Source organism: Streptomyces sp. NPDC007164, assembly GCF_040634135.1.
Lineage (GTDB): Bacteria > Actinomycetota > Actinomycetes > Streptomycetales > Streptomycetaceae > Streptomyces > Streptomyces sanglieri.
The window spans coordinates 89,097-105,251 of record NZ_JBEYFB010000013.1; the positions used below are offsets into that span (position 1 = coordinate 89,097).

Here is a 16,155-nt window from a genome sequence, read left to right on the forward strand (position 1 = left end):
CGGCTGATTGCCGGGAGTGAGCACCCCGCCCTCGGGTATGGCGGTGTTCAGCGCTTGGTGCTGCCGTTGAAGAGCGAGCGCGACCAGAGGTAGCCGACCAGGGTGATACCGGCGCACCAGGCGAGGGAGATCCAGCCGCTGTTGCCGATCGCCGAGCCGGTGAGCAGGCCGCGCAGGGTCTCGGTCATCGGCGTGAACGGCTGGTACTCGGCGAACCAGCGCAGGCCGGGCGCCATCGAACCGGCCGGCACGAACGCCGAGCCGAGGAACGGCAGGAACTGGATGAGCAGCGGCTTGTTGCTCGCGGACTCGACCGTCTTGGAGATCAGGCCGAGCGCCGCCGACAGCCAGGCCACGGCGAAGGCGATGGCCGCGATCAGCCCGGCCGCGGCCAGCCACTCCAGCGGGTTCGCGTCAGGGCGGAAGCCGAGCGCGAGGGCCACGCCCACCACCATGACCAGGCTCACCACCGTGGTGATGACGGAGCCGATGACATGGCCCGTCATGAACGACGAGCGTGTGATGTTCATGGTTCGGAAGCGGTTGATGATGCCCTCGGTCATGTCCTGGCAGACCGCGATCGAGGTCGACATGGCCCCGGCGGCCACGCCCATGATGATGACGCCGGGCGTCAGATACTCCAGATACGCGTCCCGGCCGCCGGAGCCCGGCAGACCGGCACCGATCGAGTCCCCGAAGGCGTACACGAAGAGCAGCAGCATCAGGATGGGCATCATGGCCGGGCCGAGCGAGACGGCCGGGTAGCGCAGCGCGTGCTTGAGGTTGCGCCGCAGCATCGTCATCGAGTCGTGCACGGCGTACGTGAGGGTGCTCATCGCAGGGTCTCCTTGACGTGGAGCGGAGTGGCGTCGGTGCCGTCGCCGGTCAGGGCGAGAAACACGTCGTCGAGGTCGGGGGTGTGCACGGAGAAGTCGGCGGCCCGCACTCCGGCCGCGTCCAGCTGGTCGAACAGGGCGCGCAGCGCCTCCATGCCGGCGTCGCTCGCCACCCGCAGGGAGAGGTTCTCGTCGTCGCGGGCGGCACCGGGGAAGGCGGCGGCCGCGCGCTCGAACTCGTCGACGGCGTCGAACCGCAGCCGCACATGGCTGCCGGGGATCTGTGCCTTGAGCTCGGCGGCGGTGCCTTCGGCGACGATCCGGCCGCCGTCGAGAACCGCGATCCGGTCCGCCAGCTGGTCGGCCTCCTCCAGGTACTGCGTGGTGAGGAAGACGGTGACGCCGCCCTCGACCAGCGTGCGCACCGTGTCCCACATCGTGCGGCGGCTGCGCGGGTCCAGGCCGGTCGTCGGCTCGTCCAGGAAGATCACCTTCGGGTCGCCGACCAGCGTCATCGCGAGGTCGAGACGGCGCCGCATGCCGCCGGAGAAGGTCGCGGCACGGTTCTTGGCGACGTCCGCGATGCCGAACCGCTCCAGCAACTCCTCGGCCCGCCTGCGCCCTTCGCGCTTGCCGAGGCGCAGCAGGTCGGCCATGAGGAGCAGGTTCTCCTCGGCGGTGAGCAGATCGTCGAGCGCGGCGAACTGTCCGGTGACGCCGATCGCGGCGCGCACCCCGTCCGGCGACGTGGCGACGTCGTGGCCCGCGACCTGGGCCCGCCCGCCGTCGGCGGCGATGAGTGTGGACAGGATCTGCACGGTGGTGGTCTTGCCGGCGCCGTTCGGCCCGAGCAGGGCGAACACGGTGCCGGAGGGGATCCGCAGATCGATGCCGTCGAGGACGGTCTTGTCGCCGTACGACTTGCGCAGATCGGCGGTGGAGACGGCGAGGGCGGGCGGCTGCGCGCCGTCGTTCCTTGGTGTGGGCATGACAGAATTAAGCATGGGGTCCTCCCCCTGGAAGGCGTGCTGAGCGGTGAAGTGGAGCGATCTGCCGACTGCTTGAGCGGGTCAGGCCTTGGCGCGGACGATGTCGATGTTGCCCCAGTTGGTCCGGGCGCGGACCTTGACGGAGTCCTCGGCCCGCTCGGGGGCACCGGACGCGGCGAGCGAGTTGCGCACCTGTCCCCGGTTGGAGCTGACGTCGAGCCAGGCGGCGGCGCCCTCGCGGATGCCGATCTCGATGGAGCCGTTGGAGGTCTCCAGCTGGACTTCGCCGCGGGTGACGTCGGCGACGCGCAGGAGTCCGTTGGTCGCGGTGCCGGTGACCGACGCCTCGGCATGCGCGATGTCGATGCTGCCGTTGGCGCCGCCCACCCGCAGTTCGCCGGTCACGGTGCCGACGGTGGTGGTGCCGTTCGAGTTCTTCAGGACGGCGGGGCCGTCCACGAAGCCGACGCGCACATTGCCGGTGCTGGTGGTGACCTCGGCCCGGCCCTCGACCCGGTCCACGGCGATCGAGCCGTGCGACGTGGCAAGCGTCAGCGGGCCGGTGGTGTCGAGGCGGACATCCCCCACGGAGGTCTTCACCCGGACCTCGCCGAGCCGGCCCTCGCCCTGCACCTGGGCCCAGGAACCGGTCACCTCCACCTGCGAGCCCGCGGGCAGTTCGACCGTCACGTCGACGGCGCCGGAGGGTCCGAGGAGGCGGCGCCCCTTGGGTGTCCTGACGGTCAACAGGCCGCTCGCGTAGCCGGCTTCGGTCTGCTCGGCCGCCCGCACGTCCTGGTCCTTCTTCGGGTCGCGGGGCCGCGCCTCGACGACGGTGTCGGGCCGGTCGGTGGCGACGAACCGGATGGATCCGGCCTCCACGTTGGCGGTAACGGAGATCGGCTGGGGAGTGTTGAAAGAAGGCATGGCTGTCCCGTCCTCTTGGGTCTCAGGGTGAAATTCCGGGTGAATCCGGGCAGGGTCCGGTGCGCGCTCAGCGCACCCAGCCCGTGAAGCTCTGTCCGTAACTGCGGGCGGTGCGGGTCTTCTCCGTAGCAGGCGGCCGGGCTCCGCCGTCGACCGCGGCCGACACGGCTCGAACCAGCCACGCGTTGACCGACAGGCCCTCGCGGGTCGCGGCCTCCTCGGCGCGCGCCTTGAGGTGGGCGGGCAGGCGCAGATTGACGCGGGCGGTGCCGCCCTCGTCACCGTCGGCGGGCGCCGGGGCCGGGGCCCTGAGCGGCTCGGCGAGCGCGCTCCGCTCCTCGGACACCTCCTCGGACGCCGGCCTCGTCACCACGAAGTCGGGGTCGAGCCCGCGCAGCCGTACGTCGACCGAGCCGGGGGCGAGTTCACGGGTGATCTCGTCCATCGCGGCGGAGAGCACATTGAGCATCGTCAGGCGGGTCGCCGACTCCAGCGGAGCGGTGAGCCGCTCGGCCAGCTCGCGGGCTTCTTCGCCGCCGGCTTCGGCGGCCACCGCGAGTTCGCGGCGGAGGTTGTCGACATACGGCGTGAGGTCCATGACGCCATAGTGGCACCACGATGGCGCCACATGCAAGTCCACAAGGGAGGGAATCGCGCGACGGTGACAGCACAACCCTCGTGACCTGCGAAAATGTTCTGACATCACATTGCATCAATGCGGCACCACACGGAATCTCGGCCCCGCTGACACCTCCGGTGGCACCACGTGGCACCGCGTGATGCCGCGCGATGCCACGCGGTGCCGGCACGGTGGACGTATCCGTGCCAGTCACCGGGCGGGCACGTCAGCCCGTGCCGGATGCGGTCAGGCCGCGACCGCGGTCAGCGAGCGATGGTGCTTCGGGCTCTCGATCTCGTCGATCAGCGCCACCGCCAGGTCCGCGTAGGAGAAGGAGGTCGCACCGTCGACGGCGGGCAGCACCCGGTTGTCTCCCGTCCGGTACCGGCCGGTCCGTGGGGCCTCGTCGTCCAGGACGACGGGCGGCGGGGCGATGACGAGCCAGTCGATGTCCGTCTCCGCGGCGCGCAGCACGTCGAGTTCCGCGGTGTGTCCCAGCGAGAAGGCCCGTGCCTCCTCGGGGAAGCCGGGGGCGTCATGGACCACCACCCCGGGTGCGGTCTCCAGCGTGGATCCGATCCCGATGAGGACCAGCCGGCCGACCCCGGCCCCGGCCAAGCCGTCCAGCAGCGCGTGGGCCGCGCTGCTGTAGAACTCCGCCGACGGCATGTCGAGCCGGCCGGCCGCGCAGATCGCCGCATCGTGCCCCGCCGCGACCTCCGCGACGCTGTCCGCCCGGGTCACATCACCGGCTACCACGCTCACGCCTTCACCGGCCAGATCCCGGTACTTGTCCGTGTCCCGCACCACCGCGGTGACCCGGTGCCCGCGGGCCACCGCCTCGGCGACCGCGCGCCGTCCGGCCCGCCCGCCGGCTCCGAAGACGACGATCCTGCTGCTCATGAGGGTTCCCCTCGTCAAAGCCCGCGGATTTGCGGGCAGTTGAGCCGGACGCTAGCCCCGCACCCCATGGTTTCCGCAACGATAGTTACGTACGCTCGCCAGGGTGAGCCAACCACTTGATCCCGAAATGTTCACCGGCTGCTCCCATGTCACCTCGCCGTTCCGGATCGGCGGCAAATGGACCCCGAAGATCATCAGGTGCCTGGAGGCCGGCCCGCGGCGTTTCAGCGAGCTGGCGGTCCCGCTGCGCGGCATCACGCCGAAGGTGCTGACCGAGACGCTCCGGTCGATGGAGCGGGACGGCCTCGTCACCCGTACCGTCCATGGCGGAATCCCCCCACGGGTGGACTACGAACTGAGCGCACTGGGCCGCACCCTGCTCGCCCCGATGGCCGCCTGCTGCGCGTGGGCGGCGGCGCATCTGCCGGAACTACGGGACGCGAGGGACGCGCACGGGAGCCCCGATCCGGCGCCCGCCCTCGCCCGGACACACGAAACGGGGCCCGGTCGCAAGACCGGGCCCCCCTCGCTTTCCCCCAACGTCGAGGCTTCCTGATCCCCCCAGATCCCTCCCCGGAAGCACCCGACGCCAGATACGACTCGGTCGGGTGCCAAACGGTTGCACGCCTTGACGATCTCTTTGCCTTGATGGCAAAGAGCCTTGTCAGCAGGCGTGCTCGGCGTACCGGGCGGCCACCTCCGCGAGGACTTCGGCGCCGTCCCGGGCCCAGAGGGCCTCGTTGAAGATCTCCACCTCGATCGGGCCGTCGAAGCCGGTGGCCTCGACCAGGGAGCGGAAGGCGCGGAAGTCCACCGCACCGTCGCCGAGTTGGCCCCGGCCGAGCAGAACGCCCGCCGGGAGCGGGGTGATCCAGTCGGCCAGCTGGAAGGAGTGGATCCGGCCGCCCGCACCGGCGCGGGCGATCTGCGCGGGCGCCTGGTCGTCCCACCAGATGTGGTACGTGTCGACGACCACGCCCACCTGGTCGGCCGGGAAGCGTTCCGCGATGTCCAGCGCCTGGGAGAGCGTGGAGACGACACAGCGGTCCGAGGCGAACATCGGGTGCAGCGGTTCGATTGCCAGGCGTACGCCGCGTTCGGCAGCGTACGGGGCCAGTTCGGCGAGCGCGTCGGCGATCCGCTCACGGGCGCCGTGCAGGTCCTTGCTGCCCTCGGGGAGGCCGCCGGAGACCAGGACCAGGGTGTCGGTGGACAGGCCCGCCGCCTCGTCGAGTGCGGCGCGGTTGTCGTCCAGGGCGCGGGCCCGTTCCGCCGGGTCCAGGGCGGTGAAGAAGCCGCCGCGGCACAGGCTGGTGACGGAGAGTCCGGAGTCGGCGAGCAGCCGGGCGGTGCGCTCGACGCCGTACGACTGGACGGGGGCGCGCCACAGGCCCACCTTGTCGATGCCCGCCTTGGCGCAGCCCTCGGCCAGCTCGGGCAGCGACCACTGCTTGATGGTCTCCTGGTTGATGGAGAGTCGGCCGTCGCTCATCGGGTGCCTCCATTGACGGCGAGCAGGGCGCGCATCCGGGATTCGGCCAGCTCCGGGTCGGGGAACAGGCCCAGCCGGTCCGCGAGTTCGTACGCCTTCGCCAGGTGCGGCAGCGAACGGGCGGACTGGAGCCCGCCGACCATCGTGAAGTGGTCCTGGTGGCCGGCCAGCCAGGCGAGGAACACCACGCCCGTCTTGTAGAACCGGGTGGGCGCCTGGAAGAGGTGCCGGGACAGCTCGACCGTGGGGTCGAGGAGGTCGCGGAAGCCCTGGATGTCACCCGTGTCGAGGACCCGTACCGCGTGCGCGGCCAGCGGGCCCAGCGGGTCGAAGATGCCGAGCAGGGCGTGGCTGAAGCCCTGGTCGTCGCCCGCGATCAGCTCGGGGTAGTTGAAGTCGTCGCCGGTGTAGCAGCGCACCCCGCTCGGCAGCCGGCGTCGGACGTCGATCTCGCGCTCCGCGTCGAGGAGGGAGATCTTGATGCCGTCGACCTTGTCCGGGTGTTCCGCGATGACCTTCAGGAACGTGTCGGTGGCGGTGTCGAGGTCCGAGGAGCCCCAGTAGCCGTCCAGCGCGGGGTCGAACATCGGGCCCAGCCAGTGCAGGACGACCGGCTCCGACGCCTGGCGCAGCAGGTGCGCGTACGTCTCCAGGTAGTCCTCGGGCCCCTTCGCCGCCGCGGCGAGCGCGCGGGAGGCCATCAGGATGGCCTGGGCGCCGCTCTCCTCGACGAGCGCGAGCTGCTCCTCGTACGCGGCGCGGACCTCGGCGAGGGTGGCGGGGCCGGTGAGCTGGTCGGTGCCGACGCCACAGGCGATGCGGCCGCCGACCGACTTCGCCTCGGCGGCGGAGCGGCGGATCAGCTCGGCGGCGCCGGCCCAGTCCAGGCCCATGCCGCGCTGGGCGGTGTCCATCGCCTCCGCCACGCCGAGGCCGTGCGACCAGAGGTGGCGGCGGAAGGCGAGGGTGGCGTCCCAGTCGACGGCGGCCGGCGAGTCGGGGCTGATGTCGGCGTACGGGTCGGCGACGACATGGGCCGCCGAGAAGACCGTGCGGGAGGCGAGCGGGCTGCCGCCGGGCGCGAGGCCGAGCGGGGTGGTACGGGGTTCGTACGGGCCCTGCGGGAGGTGGATGGTCAACTCAGATCAGCTCCGATGCGCCATACGTGTACGGGGTGGGCGGTCACAGGGACAGCTCCGGGACGTCGAGGCGGCGACCCTCCGCGTGGGACTTCAGGCCCAGCTCGGCGAGCTGCACGCCGCGGGCGCCGGCCATCAGGTCCCAGGTGTACGGCTCGTCGAGGACGATGTGGCGCAGGAAGAGCTCCCACTGGGCCTTGAAGCCGTTGTCGAAGACCGCGTTGTCGGGGACTTCCTGCCACTGGTCGCGGAAGGACTCGGTGACCGGGAGGTCGGGGTTCCAGACCGGCTTGGGGGTGGCCGAGCGGTGCTGGACCCGGCAGTTGCGCAGGCCGGCGACGGCGGAGCCGTGCGTTCCGTCCACCTGGAACTCGACCAGCTCGTCGCGGTTGACCCGGACCGTCCAGGAGGAGTTGATCTGTGCGACCGCGCCGCTCTCCAGCTGGAAGATGCCGTACGCGGCGTCGTCGGCGGTCGCGGCGTAGGGCTTGCCCTGCTCGTCCCAGCGCTGCGGGATGTGTGTCTGGACGTGCGCCTGGACGGTGGAGACCCGGCCGAACAGCTCGTGGAGCACGTACTCCCAGTGCGGGAACATGTCGACGACGATGCCGCCGCCGTCCTGCGCGCGGTAGTTCCAGGACGGGCGCTGGGCCTCCTGCCAGTCGCCCTCGAAGACCCAGTAGCCGAACTCGCCGCGCACGGAGAGGATCTCGCCGAAGAAGCCGCCGTCGATGAGGCGCTTCAGCTTCAGCAGGCCCGGCAGGAAGATCTTGTCCTGGACGACGCCGTGCTTGATCCCGGCCTCACGGGCCAGCCGGGCCAGCTCCAGGGCGCCCTCGACGTCGGTGGCGGTGGGCTTCTCGGTGTAGATGTGCTTGCCCGCCGCGATCGCCTTCTTGATCGCGTCCACCCGGGCCGAGGTGACCTGGGCGTCGAAGTAGATGTCGATGGTGTCGTCGGCGAGGACCGCGTCGAGGTCGGTCGACCACTCGGTCAGGCCGTGCTGCGCGGCGAGCTCCTCCAGCGCATGGGCGCGGCGGCCGACCAGCACGGGTTCGGGCCACAGCACGTCCCCGTCGCCGAGGTCGAGGCCGCCCTGCTCGCGGATCGCGAGGATCGAGCGCACCAGGTGCTGCCGGTATCCCATGCGACCCGTGACGCCGTTCATGGCGATGCGCACTGTCCTGCGTGTCACGAAACTTCCTCCATACAGCCGTAGCAAGCGCTTTCTACGAGGTATGACGCTAGCCTGCCGACAGCGGCCCGGACAAGAGGGGGCGCGCTGCCAAACTCCACTCACTCCTCGTCACTCCTCGGAGGAAAGCGATGACAGTCACCCTGGCGGATGTGGCGGCCCGCGCCCGGGTGTCGCCGGCCACCGTCTCCCGCGTGCTCAACGGCAACTACCCGGTGGCCGCGTCCACCCGCGAACGGGTGCTGCGCGCGGTGGACGACCTGGACTATGTGCTCAACGGGCCGGCCAGCTCGCTCGCGGCGGCCACCTCCGACCTGGTCGGCATCCTGGTCAACGACATCGCGGACCCGTTCTTCGGGATCATGGCGGGCGCGGCGCAGACCGAGATCGGCGGGCCGGGCGACGGTTCGGGCCGGGCGGGCGGCGAGAAGCTCGCGGTGGTCTGCAACACCGGCGGCTCCCCCGAGCGCGAGCTGACCTATCTCACCCTGCTCCAGCGCCAGCGCGCCGCGGCCGTCGTCCTGACCGGCGGCGCGGTGGAGGACCCGGTGCACCAGGCCGCGGTCTCCGCCAAGCTGGCCAAGCTCGCGGACGCGGGCACCCGGGTGGTGCTGTGCGGGCGGCCCCCTCTGCCGGACGGCGAGGCGGTCGTGGCCGCGCTGGCCTTCGACAACCGGGGCGGCGGCCGTCGCCTCACCGAGCACCTGCTCTCGCTCGGCCACCGGCGGATCGGCTATGTCGCGGGCCCGCTGGAGCGGACGACGACCCGCCACCGGCTGGAGGGCCACCGCGACGCGATGCGGGCGGCGGGGCTCCTCGGCGGCGGTACGGGAGCGGCGGGGCGCCCCGGCGGCGGTACGGGAGCGGCGGGGCTTCCCGCCGACGGGTACGACGAGGAGCGCCTCACCGTCCACGGCCCCTACGACCGTCGCTCCGGGTACGACGCCACCCTCGAACTCCTGCGCCGCGAACCGGAGGTGACGGCGATCGTCGCGGCCAACGACACGGTGGCGCTGGGCGCGTGCGCGGCCGTCCGGGACCGGGGGCTGCGCATCCCCGAGGACATCTCGGTGGCGGGCTTCGACGACCTGCCGTTCTCGGTGGACGCGGTCCCGGCTCTGACGACCGTACGGCTGCCGCTCTTCGAGGCGGGCGCCCGCGCGGGCCGGCTCGCGATGGGCAAGGAGACCCCGCCGCCCGGGGGCATCGCGACGATCGCGGCGGAGCTGATGGTGCGAGGGTCGACGGCACCGCCGCGGGCCTGAGCCACGACCTGTGACCCGGCCTCGCCCCGGCCTCGCTCCGGCCTCGCTCCGGCCTCCGGCCGGGGTGCGAACCGGGGTGCGAACCGAGGGCGAACCGGGGCCCGTTCCGGTTCCCGTTCGGGTCACGGGCAGAAAGATGGGGGCGTTGCCCCCATGTCCACCGGAGGCGTCGCCGGAAGTATGGGGCGTGGCGGACCGGTGGTACCGGCGCCGGACCGAGGAGGCGCGATGACGGAGATCCATACGGACGGCGGCGGACGACCGGGCGTTTCTTCCGCGTCACGTCCGGCTGCGGCAGCGGGTTCCTCCGCCGATGCGGTCAGCCTGCTGGAGGCCGACCGGCCGACGGCGGACGCGGCTCCCTGGGCCGCAGGTTCGTGGTGGCGGCCGGCGCTGACCGGCGATGCGGTGCGCGGTGATGCCCTGACCGGCGATGCGGTGGCCGGTGATGCGGTGCGCGGCGACGCACCGACCGGCGATGCACTCCCCGAACGCGCCCCGGACTGGGCGGTGTTCGTCCAGGACGCTATCGACGCGGCGCCCGAACGGGCGGCGATCGGCGACCGGGAGGACCTGCCGGGGCTGCGTGGATTCGAGCGTGTCCTCGCCCCGTTCACCGCCTGTGCGGCGCTGCGGATGCGGGACGGTCTGCCGCCGCGGCTGAGCCGGTGCGTCGATCTGGACTCCGTACGGGACGACTTCGAGCGGCATCTGTCCCGGCGGCTCGCGCGGCTCGCCGCCCGGACCCTGGTCCTGGAGCTGCACACGGCGCGGCGGGACGGGCGGCTGGCCGGGGACGGCCCCGAGGACCGGTTCACCGGCTTCCTGCGGCTGACCGGCGCCCGGTCCGGGCTGGCCGCGCTCTGCACCACGTACCCCGTGCTGGCCCGGATCCTGGCGCGTACCGCGCTCGACGCCGCCGCCGCGCTGGCCGAGATGCTCGTCCGGTTCGCCGCGGACCGGCCGGCGCTGCCGGGCGTCCACGAGTCCGGGGGCGAAGAGGCCGGAGGCGAAGAGGCAGGCGGCGGGCGGCTGGTGGGGGTCGAACCCGGTGCCGGGGACGGCCACCGGGGCGGGCGGACCGTGATGCTGCTCCGGTTCGAGGACGGCGCCCGGCTGGTCTACAAGCCGCGCCCGCTCGCCGCGCACCAGCACTTCAACGAACTGGTCCAGTGGTTCAACGCGCTGCCCGGCACTCCCGGGCTCCGTACGCTCGCCCTGCTGGACCGGGGGGCGTACGGCTGGGTGGAGTTCGTCGCGGAACGGCCCTGCCGCTCGGGCCGCGAGGTCGAGACCTTCTACCGGCGCCAGGGCGCGCTGCTGGCCCTGCTGCACGCGCTGGACGGCACCGACCTGCACCACGAGAACCTGATCGCGGACGGGGAGTACCCGGTACTCGTCGACGTGGAGACGCTGTTCCACCCGCCGCTGCGCACCGCGGGTTCGGACGATCCGGCGGCCCGCGCCCTGCACGACTCGGTGCACCGGGTGGGACTGCTGCCGCAGCTGCTCGTCGGGGACGAGTCGGCGCTCGACATGTCCGGGATCGGCGGTGGGCAGGCGGCCGATTCCCCGGTGCGCAGCGTGGGCTGGGCGGACGCGGGGACCGACCGGATGCGGCTGGTGCGGCGGACGGCCCGGTTCGGCGGTTCGGCGAACCGGCCCCGGCTGACCGGAACGCCCGCCGACCCGTCCGCCTTCACCCGGGCGCTGTGTGCCGGATTCCGCGCCGGTTACAACGCGATCAAGGAGGCCCGCGCCGAACTCCTGTGCACCGGTGGCCTGTTGGACCGGTTCGCCTGCGACGAGGTGCGGGTCGTGGTGCGGCCCACCTGGATCTACGCCTCGCTCCTGGACGAGTCCACGCACCCGGACCTGATGAAGGACGCCGCCGAACGGCACGAGGTGCTCGCGCTGCTGGGCACCGACACCCTGGGATCCGCCGCGCTGCCGGGCCTGCTGGACGAGGAGATCGCCCAGCTCTGGTCGGGCGACGTGCCCCTGTTCACCACCCTGCCCGAACGTACCGACCTGTGGAGCGGGACCGGCCGGCTGCTGCCCGGAACGCTCGCCCGGACCGGGCTGTCCCTGGTCCGCGCGAAGCTGGCGGCCATGGGCGCGGTGGACCGCAAGGACCAGGAACGGATCATCCGCGCCGCGATGGTGACCACCTCGCGCGAGCCCGCCCACGAGCCCCGGCCCGGCCCGCGCCGGGTCCGTACGGCCGCGACCGCGCCGGATCCGGACCAGCTGCTCGCGGCGGCCCGGTCGGTCGGCGACGGGCTGGTGTCCCAGGCCTACTCCGGGCCCACCCGGCTGAACTGGATCGGCCTGGAGCTGCTCGACGAGCGCTACTGGCGGCTGGGCCCGATGGCCGCCGATCTGGCCGGCGGCTACACCGGTACGGCGTGCTTCCTGGCCCAGCTCGCCGCGCTCACCGGGGCGGACCGGTACGCTGCGGCCGCCCGGGACGCGCTGGCACCCCTCGCCGGACTGCTGGACGTGCTGCACTCGCGCCCGGACGACCTGGGCCCGGTGGGCTCGGGTGCGTTCGCCGGGATCGGCGGGATCGCGTACGCACTGACCCAGGTCGCGGACGCGCTGGACGACCCGCGCCTCGGTGGACTGGTACTGCCCGCACTGCGGTTGACCGGTGCGGCGGCCGTCGCCGAGAGCGAGTACGGGGTGCGTGGGGGTACGGCCGGCGGGCTGGCCGGACTGCTCGCCGGGTACCGGGTCACCGGACGGGCCGATGTGTGGCATGCGGCGGAGCGCTGCGCCGGGCTGCTGCGCGAGGCGCCGCTGCCGGACACACCGGGGTTCGCCGACGGGTCCGCCGGGATCGGCTGGGCGCTGCTGCGCTTCGCCGAGGCGGGTGGCGGTGAGCCGTACCGTGCCCCGGGGCTCGCCGCGCTGCGGGCCGCGACCGGTTCCGTGGACCGCGACATCTCCTGGTGCCGGGGCCGGACGGGCGTGGCGCTGGCCGTACTGGACAGCCCGGCGGCGCAGGCCGACCCGCTGCTGTCCGCCTGGGCGCACGAGGCGGCGGCGGACATCGCACGCGCCGAACCGCCGCCGGACGACAGCCTGTGCCACGGCGAACTCGGCGTCCTCGAACTGCTGCGCCGGGGCGAGCCATCGGGTGCCCGCACCCGATGGGTGGAGCGGGCCGGAGCGCTGCTCGCGGCGGCCGACCGGACGAAGCCGCGCTGCGGAACGCCCGGCCAGGTGTCGCATCCGGGGCTGCTGACCGGCCTCGCGGGGATCGGGCACGGGCTGCTGCGGGCCGGATTCCCCGACCGGGTGCCGTCGATGCTGCTGCTCGCCGGGCCCACCATGTCGGCGGCGCCCGGCTGAGCGGTCACGCCCTCCCCGCACCCCGCACCCCGCACGTAACACCCGTACCGGAGCGTGTACTTACTCCTCATTCACGTACCACCGCGTCGTACATGTCGCGTAGCCCACGCAACGACAACCTCCCACGAGAGAAGAGGCAGACCATGCAGAGGACCACGCAGACCACCGGAGCTTCCGCCTTCCGCGCCGCCGAGTCCGACAGCGCCGCGGACGAGCACCCCGTCGGCCGAATCGCCCTGGGTGCGGGTGGCAGACTGGGGTTGCGCAGCAGAATCCTCGGCGCCGCGGACAGCGGTATCGACTGCACCGGGGACCTGCCGTGGACCACGATGACCTGGAACTGAGTCAATTCCTTTTGGGATCAAGCGATTTGCCGCACTGACCGGTGGGTAGTGGCTCAAGTAGCCTGCGTCCATGCGTGCCACTTCGTCAGTGATTGTCGGGCGTGTCGCTGAGACCGACCTGCTGAGCAATGCCCTGGACACCGCGTCGCGGTGTTCGGGGCGTGCGGTCTTCTTCGTCGGCGACGCGGGCATCGGCAAATCCCGGCTGGCCGGTGAGTGCGCCTACCGGGCGTACGAGCGGGGCATGCCGGTGCTGCGCGGCAGGGCCACGTCGACCGGGCTCGTGGTGCCGTTCCGCCCGCTGATCGAGGCGCTGTCCTCGCGGTTCCGGGCGGCCGGTACGCCCACCGACCCGGAGCTGGACCCGTACCGTCCGGCGCTGGCCCGGCTGGTGCCGGAGTGGCGCCGGGGTTCCGCCCCCGGCTATCCGGAGACCGTGGTCGAGCTGGCCGAGGCGCTGCTGCGGCTGCTGTCGGTGCTCGGCCAGGAGCGCGGCTGCGTGATCCTGCTGGAGGATCTGCACGACTCCGACACCGAGACGATCGCGGTGGTGGAGTACGTCATCGACAACGTGGCGGACCTGCCGGTGCTGCTGCTGGGGACGCTGCGTCCGGAGCCCGGTGTCGCACTCGATCTGGTGCGCTCGGCGGAGCGGCGGCAGGTCGCCACGGTGAGCGAGCTGGCGCCGCTCGGGGACGCGGACGTGCGGGAGATGACCGCCTCGTGTCTGGAGGCCGCCCCGGACGAGGTGCCGCAGGCCACCCACCAACGGCTGGTCGGCCGGGCCGGCGGCAATCCTTACCTGGTCGAGGTGCTGCTCGCCGATCTGCTCGACTCCGGCCAGCTGCGCCGGGCCGGCGGCCGGTGGGAGGAGCACGTCAACCCGGACGCGTCGGTGCCGACCGGAGTGGTGCGCAGCTGGTCGCGGCGGCTGGACCGGTTCGACGAGCCGGTGCGCGAGCTGCTCCTGTGCGCGGCCACGCTGGGCAGCCGGTTCTCGGTCACCGTGCTCCAGACGGTCACCGGGTTCGACGACCGTACGCTCTTCAGTCATCTGCGCTCCGCCGTGGAGGCGAACATCATCGCCCCCGACGGGGCTGACCCCGACCGCTACACCTTCCGGCACGCGCTGACCGCCGAGGCGCTGGTGGCCTCGCTGGCACCGGCGGAGCGGGCCGCGACGGCCCGCCGCGCGGCGCTCTCCCTGGCCGCCACCGAGCATCACCTCGGCGATGAGCAACGGCAGTTGATGGCGACGCTGCAACTGGCCGGGGGCGACCGGCACGGCGCGGCCCGTCAGTTCGCCGACGTCGGCCGCCGGATGCTGGCCGCGGGCGCGTCCGGTTCGGCCGTCATCCTGCTGGAACGGGCCCGCTCGCTCGCCCACGAGCGCGATCTGCGGAGCATCACGGAGTCGCTCGCCGTCTCCCACGCCGAGGCCGGTGAGCTGGACACGGCGCTGGCGCTGACCGCGGAGCTTCCCCCGGTGCCGCCGCGCTCCGACGCCTCCGAGCAGCGCGGGGAGACCCACATCCGGATCGCCTGGGCGGCCGTGATGGCGGAGCGCGTGGACGAGGCGGCCGGGCAGATCCGGACCGCGCGGAGCGTGCTCGGTACGGCCGTCCGCCCTGAGCAGGAGGCGGCGCTCGACGTGGTGGACGGTCATCTGGCGCTGCTGCCCGGCCAGGAGAGCCACGGGCGGCGGGAGTCCGCGCAGGACGCCGCGCGCCGGGCCGCCGCCGTGGCGGAGGAACGCAATCTCCCCGTGGTCGCCTGCCAGGCCTGGCAGTTACTGGCGCTGCTCTCCCGGGAGCGCGGCTTCGACGAGGCCGACGCGTGCCTGGAGCGGATGCTCGCGGTCTCCGAGCAGCACGCCCTGCCGGTGTGGCGGGTGGAGGCGCTGGTCCGGCTCGGCGCCAACACGTTCATGCGCACCGGTGACCCGGCCGGGCTGGAGACGGCCCGGACCGCCGCCCAGTCGCTGGGCGCGCTGGTGCCGACGCAGACCGTGGACGGGCTGCTCGCCATGAACGCGGTGATGCGGAGCGAGTGGGACGGGGCGCACGAGATCATCGAGCGGTCGGTGGCCGCCAGCGCGCGGGTCCGCAATCTGGGGGCGCACCGCTATCTGCTGCTGGCCTCGGCGACGCTCGCCGCGCACCGGGGCCGAAGACGGGACCTGGACCGGGCGATGGTCCGGTTCCGCCGGGCGGGCGGCGAGGAGTCCTTACTGGTCCCGCTGCAACTGGGGCTCTGCCGCGCCTTCTCGGCGCTGCTGGAGGAGGACCGCGAGAGCGCGCTGGCCGACCTGGACGCCTCGCTGGCCTGGGAGCGCGAGCACCCCAGTTTCTTCTACCTGAGCGGGCGTTACGGTCTGCGTCCGCTGTTGCGGATACTCGACGGCCGGGACGGCCGGGCGGAGCTCGACAGGATCCTGGAGAGCCCCGGCGCGGACCTGGCGTGGAACCAGCTGTTCCTGCGACTGGCCGATGGCGTGCTGCACGGCCGTGCGGGCGACGCGGACCGGGCTGCCCGGTCGGTCGGGGCGGCCCTCAACGACGCCGCCGCCTTTCCGCTCGCCCGCCATCTGGGGCTGCGGCTGGTCGCCGGCGCGGCGCTCACCGAGCAGTGGGGTGAGCCGGTGAGCTGGCTGCGGGCGTCGGAGGAGTACTTCTACGGGGCGGGCATCCAGCCGGTCGCCGCCGCGTGCCGGGCGGCGCTGCGGCAGGCGGGGGCCAGCGTCGGGCAGCACCGGGGCGGCTGGGACCGTATCCCTGCCGTGCTGCGGACGAACGGGGTGACGCCGCGCGAGTACGAGGTATTCGTGCTGCTGACGGAGCGGCCCGGCAATCAGCAGATCGCCCGGCGGCTTTCCATATCGCCGCGCACGGTGGAGAAGCACATGGCGAGTCTGCTGAGCAAGACGGGGCGTGCGGACCGCGCGGCACTGTGCGAGTTCTCCGCCGAGTGCGCGGCCGAACGCGACTGACCGGGGGCCGGGCGGGGCGGGGTGGGTCGAGTCCGGGCAGGTCCGGGCCGGGCGCGTCCGCCCGCTGCCGGGCCCCCGGCAGCGGGCGGGCGTGCCGAGG

13 protein-coding genes are annotated in these 16,155 nt (G+C 72.9%); 5 read left to right on the plus strand and 8 right to left on the minus strand.

Annotation, left to right across the window (positions count from 1 at the left end; genetic code table 11):
- Nucleotides 1-47 precede the first annotated feature (47 nt).
- The 5 genes from ABZ622_RS18740 to ABZ622_RS18760 form a co-directional block, all read right to left on the minus strand.
- The gene (locus ABZ622_RS18740) at nt 48-836 is read right to left on the minus strand and encodes an ABC transporter permease (RefSeq protein ID WP_360544418.1); all 789 of its coding nucleotides are present in this window, start codon (nt 834-836) and stop codon (nt 48-50) included.
- Nucleotides 833-1,825: an ATP-binding cassette domain-containing protein gene (locus ABZ622_RS18745; RefSeq protein WP_360544420.1), complete on the minus strand. Its 993-nt coding sequence runs from the start codon at nt 1,823-1,825 to the stop codon at nt 833-835. Before ABZ622_RS18745 ends, ABZ622_RS18740 begins: the two co-directional genes overlap by 4 nt.
- 81 nt (nt 1,826-1,906) lie before the next feature.
- The gene (locus ABZ622_RS18750; RefSeq protein ID WP_360544422.1) at nt 1,907-2,752 is read right to left on the minus strand and encodes a DUF4097 family beta strand repeat-containing protein; all 846 of its coding nucleotides are present in this window, start codon (nt 2,750-2,752) and stop codon (nt 1,907-1,909) included.
- A gap of 67 nt (nt 2,753-2,819) precedes the next feature.
- Nucleotides 2,820-3,350, minus strand: a complete 531-nt coding sequence (locus ABZ622_RS18755) for a toxin-antitoxin system HicB family antitoxin (RefSeq protein ID WP_360544424.1) — start codon at nt 3,348-3,350, stop codon at nt 2,820-2,822.
- A gap of 267 nt (nt 3,351-3,617) precedes the next feature.
- A complete protein-coding gene (locus ABZ622_RS18760; protein ID WP_360544426.1) occupies nt 3,618-4,274 on the minus strand; it encodes an NAD(P)H-binding protein in 657 nt (218 codons plus the stop codon).
- A gap of 103 nt (nt 4,275-4,377) precedes the next feature.
- On the opposite strand from ABZ622_RS18760, the gene ABZ622_RS18765 reads away from it, so the two are divergent.
- Entirely contained in the window at nt 4,378-4,830 is a 453-nt protein-coding gene (locus ABZ622_RS18765) for a helix-turn-helix domain-containing protein (protein WP_360544428.1), read from the plus strand.
- A gap of 108 nt (nt 4,831-4,938) precedes the next feature.
- On the opposite strand, the gene ABZ622_RS18770 is transcribed toward ABZ622_RS18765, so the two are convergent.
- From ABZ622_RS18770 to ABZ622_RS18780, 3 genes are read right to left on the minus strand one after another with little or no spacing between them, the layout of a single operon-like run.
- Nucleotides 4,939-5,766, minus strand: coding sequence for a sugar phosphate isomerase/epimerase family protein (locus tag ABZ622_RS18770; RefSeq protein WP_360544430.1), 828 nt, complete (start codon nt 5,764-5,766; stop codon nt 4,939-4,941).
- Nucleotides 5,763-6,905, minus strand: coding sequence for a dihydrodipicolinate synthase family protein (locus ABZ622_RS18775; protein WP_360544432.1), 1,143 nt, complete (start codon nt 6,903-6,905; stop codon nt 5,763-5,765). Before ABZ622_RS18775 ends, ABZ622_RS18770 begins: the two co-directional genes overlap by 4 nt.
- A 43-nt stretch (nt 6,906-6,948) precedes the next feature.
- Nucleotides 6,949-8,100, minus strand: coding sequence for a Gfo/Idh/MocA family oxidoreductase (locus tag ABZ622_RS18780; RefSeq protein ID WP_360544434.1), 1,152 nt, complete (start codon nt 8,098-8,100; stop codon nt 6,949-6,951).
- Nucleotides 8,101-8,231: 131 nt separating this feature from the next.
- Between ABZ622_RS18780 and ABZ622_RS18785 the strand changes: the two genes are divergently transcribed.
- The 4 genes from ABZ622_RS18785 to ABZ622_RS18800 all read left to right on the plus strand — a co-directional run bounded on the left by ABZ622_RS18785 (nt 8,232) and on the right by ABZ622_RS18800 (nt 16,055).
- Nucleotides 8,232-9,365 carry a LacI family DNA-binding transcriptional regulator gene (locus ABZ622_RS18785; RefSeq protein ID WP_360544436.1) on the plus strand — a complete coding sequence of 378 codons (1,134 nt, stop codon included), beginning with the start codon at nt 8,232-8,234 and terminating at the stop codon, nt 9,363-9,365.
- A gap of 228 nt (nt 9,366-9,593) precedes the next feature.
- Complete coding sequence (locus ABZ622_RS18790) at nt 9,594-12,722, plus strand: type 2 lanthipeptide synthetase LanM family protein (protein WP_360544438.1); 3,129 nt, start codon at nt 9,594-9,596, stop codon at nt 12,720-12,722.
- A gap of 143 nt (nt 12,723-12,865) precedes the next feature.
- The gene (locus ABZ622_RS18795; RefSeq protein WP_360544440.1) at nt 12,866-13,066 is read left to right on the plus strand and encodes a hypothetical protein; all 201 of its coding nucleotides are present in this window, start codon (nt 12,866-12,868) and stop codon (nt 13,064-13,066) included.
- Nucleotides 13,067-13,136: 70 nt separating this feature from the next.
- Entirely contained in the window at nt 13,137-16,055 is a 2,919-nt protein-coding gene (locus tag ABZ622_RS18800; protein WP_360544442.1) for an AAA family ATPase, read from the plus strand.
- The last annotated feature ends 100 nt before the right edge of the window (nt 16,056-16,155 follow it).